This window comes from Acinetobacter sp. YH01024, from assembly GCF_013420195.1.
In the GTDB taxonomy this organism is placed as follows: Bacteria; Pseudomonadota; Gammaproteobacteria; order Pseudomonadales; family Moraxellaceae; genus Acinetobacter; species Acinetobacter amyesii.
Genome location: NZ_VOYQ01000003.1, coordinates 129289 through 142950 on the forward strand (window position 1 = coordinate 129289; position 13662 = coordinate 142950).

Annotated in this window: 15 protein-coding genes; 5 read left to right on the forward strand and 10 right to left on the reverse strand. The window is 40.6% G+C overall.

Annotated features, from left to right (window positions below; genetic code table 11):
- Positions 1–6 precede the first annotated feature (6 nt).
- The 3 genes from trmB to FTT88_RS02775 all read right to left on the reverse strand — a co-directional run bounded on the left by trmB (position 7) and on the right by FTT88_RS02775 (position 4571).
- On the reverse strand, positions 7–723 hold the full coding sequence (gene trmB / locus FTT88_RS02765; protein WP_078188891.1) for a tRNA (guanosine(46)-N7)-methyltransferase TrmB: 717 nt from the start codon (positions 721–723) through the stop codon (positions 7–9).
- Between the two features lie 175 nt (positions 724–898).
- A complete protein-coding gene (locus tag FTT88_RS02770) occupies positions 899–2839 on the reverse strand; it encodes a sensor histidine kinase (protein ID WP_180003025.1) in 1941 nt (646 codons plus the stop codon).
- Positions 2840–3128: 289 nt separating this feature from the next.
- Complete coding sequence (locus FTT88_RS02775) at positions 3129–4571, reverse strand: SulP family inorganic anion transporter (protein WP_180003024.1); 1443 nt, start codon at positions 4569–4571, stop codon at positions 3129–3131.
- Between the two features lie 215 nt (positions 4572–4786).
- Here FTT88_RS02775 and FTT88_RS02780 point away from each other — a divergent pair, with 215 nt between their 5' ends.
- Positions 4787–5398 (forward strand): glutathione binding-like protein, encoded by a 612-nt coding sequence (locus FTT88_RS02780; RefSeq protein WP_180003023.1) that lies wholly within the window; start codon positions 4787–4789, stop codon positions 5396–5398.
- Positions 5399–5791: 393 nt separating this feature from the next.
- Here the strand turns inward: FTT88_RS02780 and FTT88_RS02785 are convergent, their stop codons facing one another.
- The 6 genes from FTT88_RS02785 to FTT88_RS02810 form a co-directional block, all read right to left on the reverse strand.
- Entirely contained in the window at positions 5792–6364 is a 573-nt protein-coding gene (locus tag FTT88_RS02785) for a hypothetical protein (RefSeq protein ID WP_180003022.1), read from the reverse strand.
- 180 nt (positions 6365–6544) lie between these two features.
- Complete coding sequence (locus FTT88_RS02790; protein WP_180003021.1) at positions 6545–7330, reverse strand: thiazole synthase; 786 nt, start codon at positions 7328–7330, stop codon at positions 6545–6547.
- Between the two features lie 12 nt (positions 7331–7342).
- Positions 7343–7540: a sulfur carrier protein ThiS gene (gene thiS, locus FTT88_RS02795; RefSeq protein WP_111885686.1), complete on the reverse strand. Its 198-nt coding sequence runs from the start codon at positions 7538–7540 to the stop codon at positions 7343–7345.
- 56 nt (positions 7541–7596) lie between these two features.
- Complete coding sequence (locus FTT88_RS02800; protein ID WP_180003020.1) at positions 7597–7962, reverse strand: DUF423 domain-containing protein; 366 nt, start codon at positions 7960–7962, stop codon at positions 7597–7599.
- Between the two features lie 169 nt (positions 7963–8131).
- Complete coding sequence (rpoH, locus tag FTT88_RS02805) at positions 8132–9001, reverse strand: RNA polymerase sigma factor RpoH (RefSeq protein WP_078188879.1); 870 nt, start codon at positions 8999–9001, stop codon at positions 8132–8134.
- A gap of 143 nt (positions 9002–9144) precedes the next feature.
- Positions 9145–9339, reverse strand: coding sequence for a sulfurtransferase TusA family protein (locus FTT88_RS02810; RefSeq protein WP_078189214.1), 195 nt, complete (start codon positions 9337–9339; stop codon positions 9145–9147).
- A 415-nt stretch (positions 9340–9754) separates the two neighbouring features.
- Here FTT88_RS02810 and FTT88_RS02815 point away from each other — a divergent pair, with 415 nt between their 5' ends.
- Both FTT88_RS02815 and rhlB read left to right on the forward strand, forming a co-directional pair.
- Positions 9755–9967, forward strand: coding sequence for a cold-shock protein (locus FTT88_RS02815; protein ID WP_005014923.1), 213 nt, complete (start codon positions 9755–9757; stop codon positions 9965–9967).
- 99 nt (positions 9968–10066) lie between these two features.
- Positions 10067–11218, forward strand: coding sequence for an ATP-dependent RNA helicase RhlB (gene rhlB, locus FTT88_RS02820; protein WP_180003018.1), 1152 nt, complete (start codon positions 10067–10069; stop codon positions 11216–11218).
- A 100-nt stretch (positions 11219–11318) separates the two neighbouring features.
- On the opposite strand, the gene FTT88_RS02825 is transcribed toward rhlB, so the two are convergent.
- Positions 11319–11708, reverse strand: coding sequence for a hypothetical protein (locus FTT88_RS02825; RefSeq protein ID WP_078188876.1), 390 nt, complete (start codon positions 11706–11708; stop codon positions 11319–11321).
- 212 nt (positions 11709–11920) lie between these two features.
- Here FTT88_RS02825 and FTT88_RS02830 point away from each other — a divergent pair, with 212 nt between their 5' ends.
- Together FTT88_RS02830 and FTT88_RS02835 are read left to right on the forward strand one after the other, a co-directional pair.
- On the forward strand, positions 11921–12511 hold the full coding sequence (locus FTT88_RS02830) for a nitroreductase family protein (RefSeq protein ID WP_171525909.1): 591 nt from the start codon (positions 11921–11923) through the stop codon (positions 12509–12511).
- 60 nt (positions 12512–12571) lie between these two features.
- Complete coding sequence (locus FTT88_RS02835) at positions 12572–13645, forward strand: NAD(P)H-dependent glycerol-3-phosphate dehydrogenase (protein WP_180003016.1); 1074 nt, start codon at positions 12572–12574, stop codon at positions 13643–13645.
- Positions 13646–13662: the final 17 nt, after the last annotated feature.

Below are 13662 nucleotides of genomic sequence, written 5' to 3' on the forward strand. Positions count from 1 at the left end.
CAAAAATTAGTTTACTTTTTTGAAGATGAAGTCATTAATTTTATGGCCTGCTTCAATTCCGCGACGTTCAAATTTAGTTTGTGGACGCCAGTCTGGACGAGGGTAGCTATTGCCTTTACCCGCAAGGTTTTCAAGACGTGGACGTTCTTCAAGAACTTCGATCATCCATTCAGCATACGGTTCCCAGTCAGTTGCTGAGTGGAATGTGCCGCCGATTTCTAATTTTTCTTCAACCAATGGCATACGGTCATGAGATACAAAACGACGTTTGAAATGACGTTTCTTCTGCCATGGATCTGGGAAGTATAATTGCACAGTATTAATACTGTTATCTGGCATTTCACGTAGCACTTGGATGGCATCAGCATCCAATACTCGAAGGTTAGTTAAACCTGCAAGACCTGCTTCATAAACACATTGAGCGATACCCGGAACATGCACTTCAATGCCGACAAAGTTTCGCTCTGGGTTTGCTTTTGCCATTAGCACCAAAGAGCGACCCATACCAAAACCGATCTCTACAGTTAATGGGCGTTCAGGGTGTTCAAAATGCTGACGCAAATCACCAACGGGGTATTCCAAAATTAGATGACCATATTGTTCCAGCGCAGTACGTTGCGAAGTATTAAGTGGCGCAGAGCGGCGCATAAACGTCACGATTTCACGGTGTTCGTTTAGGTTATCCAGATCTACTGCGTGCTGGTCTAATTGATCGTTCGACATAACTTTGGCAAATGTAAAAAATTCGAATGCGGTATTTTAAGTCCTGAGATGCACAAGTCAAATTTTTTACCGTGAATAAATCCGCTTTTTGCTCAATCTCACCGACTGAAGCCGTGCTGAGCATTTGCAATGAGCAGTCAAATGCTCAGCTCAAAAGTGATGAAATAACATTAAGCTAGGCGTTTTTATCGTCAAGATCTTCATTATCAGCACCGTCAAGCTTAAACGGCAAAATGGCCTCAAGCACGGTACAACCCGGCTGTGACTGTATTTTAAATTCACCACCAATACGATGGATTCGCGTTTGCATACTGTGAAGGCCGACATGTAGGCCTTGCTCAACTTCGTCAGGGTTGAAGCCGATACCGTTATCTTCAATACGTAAGATCAGCTGAGTCTCTGTTTCGCACAAACTGACCTGAACTTTGCTTGCTTGACTGTGCTTTAAAATATTGGTCAGGGTTTCTTCTGCGACACGAGTCAAATTGAGACATTGGGTCGCAGAGGGTGAGTGAATCCATTCGGCAGCAAATTTCCAGCTCGAGCTCATGTCTAATTCTTCAAAGAGCTGTACAAAGCGATGGCGAATCGGCGCCGCCCATTCGATCGGGGTGTCTGGAACTTTCGTCCCTATACTTGAACCCGAATCGATAACTTGTCTTAAATCATTTCGGAACAGTTTAAGCATCGACATGATTTGTGGTTTTTCAATTTTGTCATTTTGTTCTAACAGTAAAATTGAACGGACAATAGATCCGCCTAAACCATCATGCAAGTCATGAGATAAATGAATTCGTTCTTGAAGTCGTGCATTTTCAAGTGCGAGTTGATGTTGTTGACCGAGTGAGGTAGCAAGTTTCAGTTCTGCACGTTGTACATTTTCAGTTAAGGTCTTATTAAAACGTTCAATTTGACGGGTGTGTCGAGCTAAACGCAAAGCCAGTACGCCACCCAAAACGAGGGTCGTTAGTGGGCCAGTATATGGTGAGAGCGCATGGCCTTCCATGGTCATCATAAAGTGCGCATCATGTACTGCAATCGGTAAATAAATCAGATACAGCGTTGCAAGCAAATAGGTTTCGGCCATTTTGGCTTTATACGCCAAGTACGGGTAGCTAATACATTTGGCCACAAAGACTAAAACAAAGAAGCTAAAACAAATTTGGATGACGGTCTTTAAATAAGCCTCTGGTGCAAAACCAATACAGATCGCTGCGATAGTGGCAAGGCTTAATAACAGCTTTTGAATTTTTGGGAAGGGGTGGTTTGCAAAATACCACGCACCAATACAGCCAAAAACCGTATAAAAACAGAAAATAATATTTTGTAGACGATCGACCTGTACGGTGGTTAGTAATGCAATTGGCCCATTAAAAATAATACACAGGCTATAAAATACCCAAGCCATGCCTGTAATGGTTAACCATAAGTAAGCTCTTTCATTACGATTGGCGAGCCATGCTAAAAAAAAGAACACGGCCACGACGAAATTAATCATCGTATTCAGTTCGACTAATTGTCGTTGTTCGAGTAACCAAATTTTAAAGGTGTCATAGACTTGCTGGTAATCCCCAATTTGAACTGAACTGAGTCCTGATTTTTGGGTCACCGAACCATACACTTGCACCCAAATGGTATTTACACCTTGCTTTAAACTTGAGCTAGGCAAGTTCAATAGTCTAGGTTGATGTTGGCTTCGCGAAAAATGTTCTGCTGAAATGTAATCTTGCCAAAGTAGGGCATCGTTAATGTAAACCCGACCACTTTGGGTGATGCCTTGTATAGCGATAGCAATGGGTTGATTTAACTGATGGAGGTCACAGTTCAACTTAAATTGGATTTTGTACCAAGCGATACCATGATAATCCGGCCAACGTTTATTCCAAGTGTCTGGAAGCTTTTGCAGATTTTGCCAACCTGTACGTGGGCGCTCTTGCTCGACAGCGCTTTTAGCTGTGGCAATATGGGTAATTTCAACAGGACAATGACTGCTTGAGATCTGTGGGGTGGCATTGGCAAAACTGGGTATAGCGATACAACATAGCAGGCAAAATAGACTCGCTAAGACCAGCAGCCGATTTGCTTGAATGCAGTGTCGTGACCAAAACCAAACCATCAAAATTCCCCCAATTTTGTGTATCCACAATTTAAAAAAATATATAGAAAGTCACATCAAATCTTTGTTTTATTTTTAATAGTTATAATTTTATGAGATGAATTATACAGTTAAATCGAATGAATGGTGAATTTTTCTCTTTTTTATAGGCTTAGTATTATATGTAATGTCATTACACATCAGAGCTTCGATCTTTGAAACCCTTTGCTATATACATCCTGCATAGGGTTTCAATAGGTCACACTTTATTGAAAATTGATTTGATTCAAAGTGAATATTCAAAAATCCATTAGTCACTGACACGGTCAAGTAAAGTGCTACTTGCTTCATTTAAGCCAAAAACCTCTACTTGAATCTGTCTTGACTCAAATTTTTGCACGACATTTTTTAAAATATTGACTGAGGTAATATCCCAAATATGGGCATGACTCAGATCAATTCGCACATGACTAACCCTCTCCTGAAAATCAAAAAATTGATAAAAACTCTCAGAGCTACTAAAGAAAATTTGTCCATAGACCGTGTAACTACGGACGTTGTCTTTAAGTTCTGATATGACTTTTACCGAACTTTCTAATTGATTGATAATAAACAACGCAGAGAGGAGCACACCAACCAATACGCCAAGCGCCAAGTTATGTGTTGCAAGCACCACGATCACCACAGTAATCATCACGACATTAAAAGACATTGGATGCTTTGAAAATTGCTTGACTGAATTCCATTGGAAAGTGGTAAACGACACCATGACCATAATCGCGACTAAGGCAGCCATTGGGACATAAGCCAGCCAGTCTTTTAAGAACACCACCAAACACAACAAAAATATACCTGCAACCAAAGTGGAGAGGCGAGTTCGCGCACCTGAGCTGACATTAATAATCGACTGCCCAATCATGGCGCAACCTGCCATGCCGCCCATAAAGCCACTGACAATATTAGCAATCCCTTGACCACAACATTCCTGATGACGATCACCTTCAGTTCCAGTGACTTCATTGATCACTGTCGTGGTCATCATGGTTTCTAATAGGCCAACTGTTGCTAGGGTAATGGAATAGGGAAAAATAATCGTGAGGGTTTCAAGATTGAAAGGAATTTCAGGAATCAAGAAAATAGGTAAAGTCTCTGGAAACTTACCCAAATCACTCACAGTACGCAGGTCAGCACCTAAAAATAATGCCAAGCCACTGAGGACAATAATGCAAATCAGCGGTGATGGAATGGCTTTGCCAATTTTAGGTAGATATGGAAAAAGATAAATAATCGCAAGCCCTAAAAGCATAAAGACATAGCCCCAACTATCCATCTTTGACATTTCAGGTAGCTGTGCGACAAAAATCAAAATCGCGAGTGCATTTAAAAAACCATACACCACTGACTGCGAGACGAAGCGCATAAGTTTTGCGACTTTAAAATAGCCAGCAATGATCTGAATCACACCAGTCAAAACCGTGGCAGCCAAAAGGTATTGCAAACCATGATCTTTGACCAAAGTGATCATAAGTAAGGCCATCGCACCCGTAGCAGCTGAAATCATTGCTGTACGACCACCAAAAAAGGCAATGGTGACGGCGATACAAAACGAAGCGTACAAACCAACCTGCGGATCAACCCCAGCGATGGCTGAAAAGGCGATCGATTCTGGAATTAGCGCCAGTCCAACCACCAAGCCTGCAAGCACATCGGTACGAATATTGGAAAACCATTGTTCTTTTTTAAGTTGTAACACGGTAACTTTTCATCAAATCTTAAACGCGGCTATGTTAAAACAACTGAGTATAAAAATGCATAACAGATTGACTTGAAATCTTCTTGATTATGGACAATAGTCAATGAGTATATGTGTTTCAGCATTTACGCTTTTTTGCAATTTACAGGTTTGATCACTTGAAAGTTTGACAGAAGAGATTTAAAACATTGAATAGTACATAACAAGGATCAGATATGAAGCTTTATTATTCTCCAGGTGCATGTTCATTAGCATCACATATAATTTTAAATGAAATTAATGTCGATTTTGATTTGGTCCGTGTTGACCTAAAAAACCATAAAACAGAAAAAGGGGTGGATTATTACGAGATCAACCCAAAAGGTTATGTACCTGCATTAGAAATTAACCCAGGTTTGATCCTGACCGAGAACGTGGCCATTTTACCGTTTCTTGCACAGCATGATCCAAAACAAGACTTGATTCCGCCATCAGGTTTAGGTCGTGCCAAAGTTTTAGAATGGCTTGGCTATTTGAACTCAGAATTACATGATGCTTATGCCGTATTCTTTGGTGCTCCACTAGATTCAGACGCTAAAGAAAAAGCTTATGCAGAAATTGATCGTTTATTGACATATATCGATAAAGCAATTGGTGAATCGGATAACGACTATTTGGTCGATGATAACTTTGGCCCTGCAGATGCCTATCTCTTTGTACTGACAAATTGGTCAAATGGCATCGGACATGATTTAACGCCATATAAAAATATCATTGCATTACGCAACAAAGTTGCAGAACGCCAATCAGTTCAAATTGCGATGCGTGATGAAGGATTGATTCCTTAAAAGATGTTTCGCCCGTAAAAGTAATTCGCATTTTTTAAATGATTTTTAAGCCGATTCGACGGAGTCTTACATTTAGCGTTTGAATAAAGGGTTTAGCCTTCGGCTGGAGGTACTTTTGTTTAGGCAAAAGTACCCAAAACCATTGTCATCCGCAAAACTCGTTCACTACCGTCTAATTTTTCAAAGTATCGCAAAAACATTTTTATTAGAAGTAGCTCTGTCTCAAACAATTACGGATGACGATACCGCGTATCATTCTTTTATTTGAATCAAATTACGTTTCTGATTTTACTGCGTAACATCAGTTCTTTAAATTCAGTTTTGAAATTGAATAAACAAACCGCCGAAATTGGCGGTTTGTTTATTGCTAGATTGGCATTGCTCAGGTTCAACTTAGTACTCGAACTGTGTATAGAAATCATCAAAGTTAATATTTTTAAGCGTCAGTTGCTGTGGTGCTTTGAAGGTTGACCATTTGGTTTGAGTTTTGGCATCTTCAAACATATTGCCGCCTACAATTTCCTTACGTTTTAAGGTCGAAAAATTATAGCTTTTCGATGTTTCTTCACCAGAAGCTCGGTGAAAGCTACTGTAGTCAAAACCAATCAGGTCAAAGCGTTGATTTTGCCAACGGAAGGTGTAACTATGTCGGGGCCATTCCCAGCCACCACAAGCCATAAAATAACTAAAATGAACGAGTAAATTGCCTTTACTGATTTGGATGTCTTCTGCTTCAGCAAGTGGATCAAGTAAGCATGAATTCGGCTGCTGAGCGACTGGGATACTATGGTTTTCAACGATACGTTGATATCCCTTTGCGGTTTTAAAAAACACGATGAGTTTTCGTGGATGGTTATGAACGACTTTTCCATCGTCATCATAGGTCACCACATCGACTTTTTGTTTTTCCACGATCATCGCAACATCTGGCATTTGATCTTTGTTTAGGTCGCCAGTCGTAGCCATCAAAATGTTCCAACCTTGCGGTGCAAGTGATTTGGCTGTGCTGGGCACTTGGGCTGACAGCCAACTAGATGCGGCACAAAGACTAAAAGTACAAAATATATGGGATATTTTCATTGTTATTAGGTTTTAAAATCAAAAAAAGGACTCTATAGAGTCCTCTTTTATACCGTGATTGAGTTCTTATTTAAAGAAGTATCCGGTTTCAGGTGAACTGGCATTTGCCATGCGTTTACGCGGCATACGTCCTGCTAGGAACGCTTCACGACCGGCTTCAACTGCTTTTTTCATCGCTGAAGCCATCAGAACAGGGTGTTGAGCTGCTGCAATTGCTGTATTCATTAATACGCCATCACAGCCCAATTCCATCGCTATCGTTGCATCACTTGCTGTACCTACACCCGCATCGACCAATACAGGCACTTTGGCATTGTCTTTAATGATCGAAATAGTATGTGGGTTGAGAATACCTAAACCTGAGCCAATAAGGCTACCTAAAGGCATAATCGCTACACAGCCCATGCTTTCGAGTTCTTGTGCCACAATTGGGTCGTCTGAGGTATAAACCATGATTTCAAAGCCATCGTCAATCAACGTGCGTGCAGCTTTTAAAGTCTCAGTAATATTTGGATATAGGGTTTTCTCATCCCCTAAAACCTCAAGTTTAACCAAATTGTGACCATCTAAGAGTTCTCGTGCCAACATGCAAGTACGGACCGCACTGTTCGCATCGAAGCAACCGGCTGTATTTGGCAAGATCGTATATTTTTCAGGTGAAACCACTGAAAGCAAGTTTGGTTGGTCTGGATGCTGACCAATATTCACACGGCGAATGGCAACGGTCACAATTTCAGCACCACTGGCTTGAATGGCCTGGTCAGTTTCCGTTAAGTCCTTGTACTTACCTGTACCAACTAAAAGTCGTGAATTAAATGTACGTGAACCAATGATAAGGGGTGTATCTTCCATGGGAGCTCCATTTTAGCCGCCACCTACGGCATGAATAATTTCAATATGATCTTGCTCAGCAATTGGAGTTTGTTCCAATTTACTTTTCGAGATGATCATTTCATTTTTTTCAACAGCGAAGCGTTTGCCTTCCAGTTGTAATTGTTGAACCAATTGCAACAGGTTGACACATTCGGTTTGTGTAGCTTCGCCGTTTAAATAGATTTGCATTTGTGGATTCCGTTCTTGCAGCCTTGCCTATTGCATAAGGCCAATTCTGCTGTTGATTATTTTGCGTATTTCAACGCATTCCATGCCAATATAATCCATCCAGCAATCATCAGCGCTCCACCAATCGGGGTAATGGCACCGAGACCGCGTGGTAAGCCAAGAGCCATCACATATAAAGAACCACAGAAGAAGAAAATACCAATTTGTATGAGTAGGAAACTGGCTTTAATTGGAAGTTGGGGAATGACTTTGGATAAGATCGCGAGGGCAAGTAAGCCTAGTGCATGGTAAAAGAAATAGTCCGTTGCAGTTTGCCACCAAGCCAATTGGGCTTCAGTCGCGCGCGCTTTTAATCCGTGTGCACCAAAGGCACCAAGCATCACAGCAAAAGCTAAGTTAAGTGCGGAAATGGCAATCCACATGTGCATTCACCTTAACAAAATTTGCGCATAACCATAGCATATTTAGCGCGCAGGGTTAAAGCAAAAATGCCCAAAGTTTTTGTGTTGTAGTTTGTCATTCAATACTATTCAGACATAAAAAAGAGCATCGAAATGCTCTTTTTTAGAATGACTGGGAAAAGTCTTCAACTTAGTTTGAAGACATTGCGACTTTAATTTTTTCCATCGCATTTTTTTCCAACTGACGAATACGTTCAGCAGATACATTATATTCCGCCGCCAATTCATGCAGTGTCGACTTTTCGTCATCTAACCAGCGACGTTGTAAGATGTTACGTGAACGATCATCCAGCTGATCCATGGCTTCATGTAAAGCTGAAGTACTTTGTTCTTCGTAGTCTTCATCTTCCGCTAAACGCGCAGGGTCGTAACGGTTATCTTCGAGATAAAGGGCAGGAGCGACATGGGTCGAACCTTCATCGTCGTCATCACCTTGAGCTTCAAAGGCAGCATCATAAGCGGTTAAACGGCCTTCCATTTCCAAGACTTGTTCAGGTGTTACATTTAAGTCATTGGCAATCGACTGTGCTTCAGCCAAAGTTAATTTTTTAGATGACTTTTTTAAGCTACGTAGATTAAAAAATAATTTACGCTGCGCTTTAGTGGTCGCAATTTTGACAATACGCCAGTTACGAATCACATATTCATGAATTTCTGCTTTAATCCAATGCACAGCAAAAGATACGAGACGTACGCCCATGTTTGGGTCAAAACGTTTTACCGCTTTCATTAAGCCCAAGTTACCTTCTTGAATCAGGTCACCTTGTGGCAAGCCGTAGCCTGCATAGCTACGTGCGATATGTACAACAAAACGAAGATGCGACATCACCAGCATTTTAGCTGCGTCTAAATCTTGGTCATAATAATAACGCTCGGCCAGCTCTTTTTCTTGTTCGGCCGATAAAATTGGAATCTGATTAACAGTACTAATATAAGCACCAAGATTCACCCCAGGTGCCGATAATGACAGGGGCATCAATTGATTGCTGCTGTCACTCATGTTTTCTCCTTGAGAACTAAAAATGGGTAAGCCCAATAACTAAGATTCATCTTAATCCAATATTTCCGTAAATTATGGAAAATTGGGTATAGAAATGTAAACTTTTATTCAATTATGAAGCAATTTAGTTTAACTGAATCTTTTTAAGATTCAATTAAGTAATGAAACTCAGAATCTGAAATTTTGCGCATTTCACAGTTTAACTGATGTATTTGACAGTATCGTGATACATCTTGTTGGCTGTGCGGATCGGATGACTTTAACAATAAAGATTGGTCTGGACTTTTCTTTAAAGCTTTTTTGAGCATCAATAGTGGCATCGGGCATGGTTTACCCATTGCATCTACAGTTAAAAGCGAATTTTGGCTGTCACTCACGAAGCAGATCCAACATGTTTACATTTCAATGGAAATATTAGCAAATACAGTGCCAAATCCCAACCTAAAATAGGTAAAAATCCTTTGTAATTTATAACTCAAACGATGTGAAAAAATAAGAATATTCAAAAGGAAAATAGATCAAAAAAATCTATTAATTGCGGTAAACCCGTGTTAAGCTCGTTGCGTTGTTAAGATTTTTGTTGGCTGTGAAGCCTCTTAACTCTTGATATATTTGGATGTAACCGGGATTTTGTTGATAGTTTTACAGAATGATTACAAGCTTAGAAATAAAAATATTTTTTTTAACCTTGTTTGGTCTGCTGTTTGCAACACCGGGTGGTCCTTCTTTTTTAAATACGATAAGGATTAACTTATGACAGCTCGTGAACAAGGCGTTGTTAAATGGTTCAACGACACTAAAGGCTTTGGCTTTATTCAACGTAACGGCGGCGACGACGTATTCGTTCATTTCCGCGCAATTATGGGCGAAGGCCACCGTTCACTTCGTGACGGCCAACGCGTAGAATTCAGCGTTGTTAAAGGTCAAAAAGGCTTCCAAGCTGAAGAAGTACAACCTTTAGACTAATCGTCTGAATGTACTCAAAAACGCTCCAATGTAAATTGGGGCGTTTTTTGTTTATAATGCTTCAGCAATTTTGTGATTATTCAATTAGGGCACATCTATATGTCATCAGGTTTTGAAACCTTAAATTTACATCCGAACCTTAAAAAAGCCATTGATGCTTTGGGTTTTAAGGATATGACGCCTATTCAGCAAAAGGTTTTAAAATTTACATTGGCTGGACATGACGCTATTGGTCGTGCTCAAACTGGTACTGGGAAGACTGCGGCTTTCTTGGTCAGTGTGATCAATGACTTGTTGAATAATCCAATTAAGGAACAGCGTTATCGTGGTGAACCGCGTGCATTGATTCTTGCACCAACCCGTGAGCTTGCATTGCAAATTGAAAGTGATGCTAAAGAATTAGTGAAATACACTGATCTCAATGTCATGACTTTGCTCGGTGGGGTAGATTTTGATAAGCAAAAAAATCTATTAAATCGTAATTTTGTCGACATTATGGTTGCAACCCCAGGTCGCTTAATTGACTTTGTGGAACAAAAAGAAGTTTGGCTCGATCAAATTGAATTTTTAGTGATTGATGAAGCTGACCGTCTTTTAGATATGGGCTTTATTCCTTCAGTTAAACGTATTGTGCGTTTCTCACCACGTAAAGAACAACGCCAAACACTAATGTTCTCTGCGACGTTTAGTTATGACGTGCTCAATCTTGCACAGCAGTGGTTGTTTGAGCCCGTTACAGTTGAAATTGAGCCTGAAAAGAAAACCAATGCAGACGTTGAGCAACGTGTCTACATGGTGGCGAAGTCTGATAAATATAAATTATTGGAAGACATCTTACGAGATGAACCAATTGAAAAGGTCATGATCTTTGCCAACCGTCGTGATCAAGTGCGTAAACTTTATGATCATCTCAAAAAAGACGGTTATAAAGTGGTGATGTTGTCAGGTGAAATCGCTCAAGATAAGCGTTTGAAAATGCTTGATCAGTTTAAAAATGGTCAACATAACATCATGATTGCAACAGACGTTGCAGGTCGTGGTATCCATGTCGATGGCGTTTCTCATGTCGTGAACTTTACACTTCCTGAACAGTCTGATGATTATGTACACCGTATCGGTCGTACAGGTCGTGCAGGAACACGTGGTGTCAGTATTAGTTTCTTGTCTGAAGATGATGCTTTTTCACTACCTGAAATTGAAAAAGCTATTGGTCAAAAATTACCTTTAACCCGTTTAGACGGTTATTGCTAATTTTTGCTTCTAAAAAAGCCTGCAGATTTGCAGGCTTTTTTATTTCATGTTGACTATTTCATTTTGAGTTAATGACAAAACTAAATCACAAACTAACGTTTTAGTTTGCACGGCAACTAAAGGTTAGTACAGTTTGGTAATCATCATCTTTGCTGATGCTGCCGCTATTTCCTGTAATGGTGCCAAGTACGCCAGCCGCCGCCTGAATCATTTGACCTGTCTTTTCATCGACCACGCCTTTTAATACACCGTTGTATTCTTGCTTTTCATCTACCACGACAGGGGTCGCATTTTTACCACAGGTACTATTTGCAGCTGCAATTGCATTATTTTTTGCCGCTAAACTGGTTTTACCTACGGCGGTCACTTCATATTGATTATTTGGTTTTTGAATCGCTAAAGATTTTGTTGGCGTAGATGTACATGCAGCTAAAAGCACAGTTGCGCTTAGCGTGCTAACAATGGCAACAGTTTTGTTGAATTTTTTCATGCGGTGCCCCGAGTTAGAAATAATTTGATTTATTTGAACATAAAATTTCTTATAGAACAGGGAACTGCTGTACAAGTTATGCGGTTTTTTTATAGTAAATCTGTGAATAAAGCTGACTTAACAAATAAGCACCGAGTCTGACGTAAACATTCTAGAGTAAGTTATTGAGAATATGCTAATCTTGAGCAAACGTTTTAAAGTACAGTGTATAGATGTCAATTCTAAAATCAGCAGTTGATACAGTTCATCAAAATATTCATCAGCGTCAGTCGATTGGTCATTTAATTGAACCTGCGCCGAATGCTGAGCAATTGGAAAATGCGTTTCAAGCCGCTTTAACGGCGCCAGATCATCATCGTCTTAAGCCTACGCGTTTCGTGATTATTCCTGAAACTGAACGTGAAGCATTTGGTGAGTTGCTTTCACATGCTTTAGCCGATACTGGACAAACAGAAGAAGCGCAGTTGGAACGTGTGAAACACCATCCATTTCGTGCGCCACTCTTGGTTTTGGCTTTAACTCAATTACAAGATCATCCCAAAGTTCCGCATTTCGAACAAATTTTAAGTTCAGGCGCAGCAGTACAAAACTTTTTGCTCTCTTTACAAGCACAGGGCTTTTCAACCATGTGGCGTAGTGGGGCGGTGGTTGAATCTAAATTGTTTAAACAAGCCTTAGGCTTAACGGAAAACGATTTGATTTCAGGCATTATTTATATCGGTACAGCAGTGAAAGCAATTCCACCGCGTGCTGAAATACAGTCTGCTGACTTTGTAAGCCATTGGCATAAAGCAAACCAATAAAAGTGAAAAATAGGTCGATTGAACAAGATCGATCAGTAAAGAAATTAGGATAAAAGAACAATGTCAGAACTTGATTTTGCAAGTCTTGTTAGCCCTGTGTCAGTTGATCAAAAAACTGCACTGCGTGTTACGGTGCTGGGTGGTGGGAGTTTTGGTACTGCGATGGCTAATACTGCAGTACGTAATGGCTGTGACACCATGATATGGATTCGTGATGAGGCGGTGGCTGCGGATATCAATGCAACACATATTAATAAACGTTACTTGCCAGATTTTCAATTAGAAGCAGGTTTGCTCGCTGTTTCAGATTTAGAAAAAGCAGTATGTAATCGTGACATTATTTTGGTGGCCATTCCGAGCCATTCTTTCCGTAGTGTTTTAAAGCAGATCAAACCTTTTATCACGTCACAAGCAGTGGTGTCTTTAACCAAAGGTATTGAAGCCAATACCTTTAGCTTTATGAGCGATATTATTCGTGAAGAACTTCCTGAAGTCCCTTATGGTGTGCTTTCAGGGCCAAACTTGGCGAAGGAAATTGTTGCGGGGCAACCTGCGGGGACTGTGATTGCAAGCCAATCTGAACTGGTTCGTTATGCAGTTCAACAAGCGCTGCACAGTGCATTATTCCGTGTATTTGCAAGTGATGATGTGCATGGCGTGGAATTGGGCGGTGCTCTGAAAAATATCTATGCAGTCGCGATGGGTCTGGCTGCGGCTTATGGTGTCGGTGAAAATACCAAGAGTATGATTTTGACACGTGCTTTAGCAGAAATGAGCCGCTTTGCAGTGAAATTAGGCGCAAACCCATTAACATTCCTAGGTCTGTCTGGTGTCGGTGATTTATTTGCAACTTGTAGTAGTCCGCTCAGCCGCAATTACCAAGTCGGCTTTGCACTCGGTAGTGGTAAAAGCTTAGAACAAGCCACCAAAGAACTGGGACAAACTGCGGAAGGGATTAATACCATTGTGCAAGTACGCGCACGCTCTGAAGAGCTCGGTGTGTATATGCCAATTACTAGTGCCTTGTACGAAGTGATTTTTGAAGGTGCGCCGGCCCTGAACATTGCATTGTCATTGATGAAGAATGGCCATCGCAGTGATGTTGAATTTGTCTTACCACATCAGCAAGTTTAAGTTTGCTGATTAATATA

Coding starts and splice junctions, on each gene's coding strand:
- FTT88_RS02810 (WP_078189214.1), bottom strand. CDS start 9,339: ATGGGTAAACCATGCCCGATGCCACTATTGATGCTCAAAAAAGCTTTA.
- FTT88_RS02780 (WP_180003023.1), top strand. CDS start 4,787: ATGAAGCTTTATTATTCTCCAGGTGCATGTTCATTAGCATCACATATA.
- FTT88_RS02835 (WP_180003016.1), top strand. CDS start 12,572: ATGTCAGAACTTGATTTTGCAAGTCTTGTTAGCCCTGTGTCAGTTGAT.
- FTT88_RS02830 (WP_171525909.1), top strand. CDS start 11,921: ATGTCAATTCTAAAATCAGCAGTTGATACAGTTCATCAAAATATTCAT.
- FTT88_RS02790 (WP_180003021.1), bottom strand. CDS start 7,330: ATGGAAGATACACCCCTTATCATTGGTTCACGTACATTTAATTCACGA.
- FTT88_RS02785 (WP_180003022.1), bottom strand. CDS start 6,364: ATGGCTACGACTGGCGACCTAAACAAAGATCAAATGCCAGATGTTGCG.
- rhlB (WP_180003018.1), top strand. CDS start 10,067: ATGTCATCAGGTTTTGAAACCTTAAATTTACATCCGAACCTTAAAAAA.
- FTT88_RS02815 (WP_005014923.1), top strand. CDS start 9,755: ATGACAGCTCGTGAACAAGGCGTTGTTAAATGGTTCAACGACACTAAA.
- FTT88_RS02770 (WP_180003025.1), bottom strand. CDS start 2,839: ATGGTTTGGTTTTGGTCACGACACTGCATTCAAGCAAATCGGCTGCTG.
- rpoH (WP_078188879.1), bottom strand. CDS start 9,001: ATGAGTGACAGCAGCAATCAATTGATGCCCCTGTCATTATCGGCACCT.
- FTT88_RS02800 (WP_180003020.1), bottom strand. CDS start 7,962: ATGTGGATTGCCATTTCCGCACTTAACTTAGCTTTTGCTGTGATGCTT.
- trmB (WP_078188891.1), bottom strand. CDS start 723: ATGTCGAACGATCAATTAGACCAGCACGCAGTAGATCTGGATAACCTA.
- FTT88_RS02825 (WP_078188876.1), bottom strand. CDS start 11,708: ATGAAAAAATTCAACAAAACTGTTGCCATTGTTAGCACGCTAAGCGCA.
- thiS (WP_111885686.1), bottom strand. CDS start 7,540: ATGCAAATCTATTTAAACGGCGAAGCTACACAAACCGAATGTGTCAAC.